The sequence below is a fragment of the Leisingera sp. F5 genome (genome assembly GCF_001593695.1).
Genome location: NZ_LUKH01000387.1, coordinates 1 through 2,615, shown reverse-complemented (window position 1 = coordinate 2,615; position 2,615 = coordinate 1). Strand labels below are relative to the sequence as shown.

General features: G+C 62.4%; 5 protein-coding genes. 4 read left to right on the top strand and 1 reads right to left on the bottom strand.

The features are described 5' to 3' along the window. The 3 genes from A2I95_RS30720 to A2I95_RS30710 all read left to right on the top strand — a co-directional run. The coding region (locus tag A2I95_RS30720; RefSeq protein WP_291735941.1) for an arginase family protein at window positions 1-221 on the top strand (221 nt) is incomplete at its 5' end. 72 nt (window positions 222-293) lie between these two features. Next, window positions 294-737 carry a DUF1499 domain-containing protein gene (locus A2I95_RS30715; protein WP_027258625.1) on the top strand — a complete coding sequence of 148 codons (444 nt, stop codon included), beginning with the start codon at window positions 294-296 and terminating at the stop codon, window positions 735-737. Between the two features lie 332 nt (window positions 738-1,069). Continuing rightward, a complete protein-coding gene (locus tag A2I95_RS30710) occupies window positions 1,070-1,474 on the top strand; it encodes a hypothetical protein (RefSeq protein WP_291735940.1) in 405 nt (134 codons plus the stop codon). A gap of 149 nt (window positions 1,475-1,623) precedes the next feature. Here the strand turns inward: A2I95_RS30710 and A2I95_RS30705 are convergent, their stop codons facing one another. After that, entirely contained in the window at window positions 1,624-1,923 is a 300-nt protein-coding gene (locus A2I95_RS30705; RefSeq protein WP_291735939.1) for a hypothetical protein, read from the bottom strand. 60 nt (window positions 1,924-1,983) lie between these two features. On the opposite strand from A2I95_RS30705, the gene A2I95_RS30700 reads away from it, so the two are divergent. Beyond that, window positions 1,984-2,615, top strand: a 632-nt coding sequence (locus tag A2I95_RS30700; RefSeq protein WP_291735938.1) for a PCRF domain-containing protein, incomplete at its 3' end; no start/stop codon positions are given.

Sequence of the window (2,615 nt, the reverse complement as noted above, 5' to 3'; positions counted from 1 at the left end):
TTGATCCGGCCTATGCGCCGGGCACCGGCACGCCGGAAATCGGCGGGCTGACCACGCCGCAGGCGCTGGAGCTGATCCGGTCGCTGAAGGGGGTCAATATCGTGGGCTGCGACCTGGTGGAGGTGTCGCCGCCTTATGATCCCTTGGGCAACACGGCTTTGGTGGGCGCCAATCTGCTCTATGAGCTGCTGTGCGTGCTGCCGGGGGTGACGACAAAGTAAGCGGTCCGGCCTGAACGTCAGGCCGGGGGAGGGCCGCAGAGGGAGGAGGCAAGGGGTGACCTTGAAACCGCAATGAGGCGGGTGATGCTGTTTGCCTGGCTGGTACTAGCGGCAGGCATTGCTGTGCTGGGCTTTGTCCGGCTGGCACCAAGCGATCCGCTGGACTGGAACACCCAGCCGGAGTTCACCGAGGACAAGGAGTTCCGCGGCGGCGTGTTCCGGGTTGTGCGCTCGGGGCCGGACGGGCTGGAGCGGTTCCACCGCATCGCCAGCCACGCCCCGCGCACCAGCGTGCTGGCAGGCGGCCCGGACGACGGAATGGTGACCTATATCACCCGCACCCAGGTGCTGGGGTTTCCGGATTATACCACCGCTGCTCAGGACGGGGACTTGCTGAAGGTCTATGCCCGGCTGCGGTTCGGGCGGTCGGATCTGGGCGCCAACAAGCAGCGCATCAACGGCTGGCTGGCCGAGATGGAGGCGGGGGCGCCGCAAGCCGCGTCCGCAGGGGAATAGAGGGAGCTCCCGCCTGTTCGCCGGCTTTTTGGCAAAAGCCCCTCACAGTTGGGCCGAGCGCCGCGCTTGCGCGGCGCAGGCTCCTTCGCCATTGGCGGCAGAGCCTGAGGTTTTGCTGAGGAGCGCTTCAGATGCAGGCTGCCCTTGAAGAGGCCATTTCTATGGTGTTTTGTCTTGCCGCGTCAAGAGCAAGCCGCGCATGCGCGCGGTGGCTGCGCCCTCCCCTTGACCCGGCTGGGTTTCTGCAGAGAGTGGTTCGTGGCATCTTCTAAGGCATATGCTTTTTGCATAGGTTGACCAAAAGCGCTGTTTCCCAAAAATGAAAGTATTTCATGATCACAAAATTTTCCAAGCCTGTTCAGTCCCTTGCTTGTTGTGCACTGCTTGCGGCCTGTGGCGGAGTGCCTGCCAGCAATGAACTGCAACTCGACAATGATGGGAATGGCCGGTTCAGCGGCGTTGCTGGTGCAGATTGGACGGCGCAGGAGATCAGAACGCACGTCTCTGGCATGATCTGCAGCAATGGTCCTGTTGGAGAACTCCGTTTCTCCATGTTGCCATCTGCACCGGAATACACGATTTTTTCAGGCAGTTGTGTTTCCAGCGGAGACGGGCTGGCCTCTTCTGAGACATGGCAGAATCGCGTTGTGACCGCGCCGTCAGCACCAGAGGCTCCGGCGGTGGTGTCGGCTGGAAACAGTGCGGCCTGGGACGGCTCCACCCCATTTGTGGATTGATGAGACCGGCATCCCTTCCGCAGGCTAAGCGGCAAGGGGATGAGCGGGATTGAGTCCGCTGGGCCCTTCCCCCGTGAATTCAACAAAGGCGCCTTTGCTGGACATCCGCGTCCTTGTCGCGGAGGCAGTGAAGCAGTTGGCTGGACGGCTCAGAGTTGCGGCAGCTCCAATGGCGCTGCAGATGTTCCGGGCAGCGGCTCCAGCGACGCCGACAGGCAGCTGCTTTGCACCTCGCGCCACATCGGCACGTTCAGGGACATCTGGCATTGCGCCATGAACATGCGGCCGTCGACCTGCAGGCAGCGCATCTCACCCAGCTCAACCCGGCTGCCGGACTTGTCAGTGCAATAGCAGTCGATGGTTTTGCCGCCGGGACCGGTCACGTCTGCCAGCCCCGCTGCAGGCAGAGTGAGAAGGATTGTGGCAATAAGGACTCTGGCATGTCGCATGGCTCTAGCATATCACATGGGGGAGAATTGGCCAAAACATGAACAAGAATAGGCGCGCCCATGGTTCCCGAAGAGCGGCTGGAACAGATCCTGCAGCGGTTTCAGTATCTTGAAGCCGCAATGGCAGATGGTGCCGGGGGCGGGGATATTGCGGCGCTGGCCAAGGAGTATTCAGACCTTCGGCCGGTGGCGGAGCAGATTAGCGCCTACCGCAAACTGCTGAGCGATCTGGAGGAGGCCGAGCTGATGCTGGGCGATCCGGACATGAAAGATCTGGCCGAGGAAGAGATCCCCGCGCTGAAGGCGGCGATCCCGGAGGCTGAACAGGCACTGCAGCTGGCCCTGCTGCCCAAGGATGCCGCCGATGGCCGCCCTGCGATGCTGGAGATCCGGCCGGGCACCGGCGGCGATGAGGCGGCGCTGTTTGCGGGTGACCTTCTGCGGATGTATCAGCGCTATGCCGAGGGGCAGGGCTGGAAAGTCGAGATCATCGAGGAACAGGCGACCGAGCTGGGCGGTATCAAAGAAGTGGTGGCGCATATCAAAGGCGAGAACGTCTTTGCCCGGCTGAAGTACGAATCCGGTGTGCATCGGGTCCAGCGGGTCCCAACGACCGAAAGCGGCGGGCGTATCCATACCTCGGCGGCGACTGTGGCGGTGCTGCCGGAGGCGGAGGACGTGGACATTCATAT

Bases quoted from the DNA above. Each gene is read 5' to 3' on its own strand.
- A2I95_RS30715 (WP_027258625.1), top strand. From the start codon at position 294: ATGAGGCGGGTGATGCTGTTTGCCTGGCTGGTACTAGCGGCAGGCATT.
- A2I95_RS30710 (WP_291735940.1), top strand. From the start codon at position 1,070: ATGATCACAAAATTTTCCAAGCCTGTTCAGTCCCTTGCTTGTTGTGCA.
- A2I95_RS30705 (WP_291735939.1), bottom strand. From the start codon at position 1,923: ATGCGACATGCCAGAGTCCTTATTGCCACAATCCTTCTCACTCTGCCT.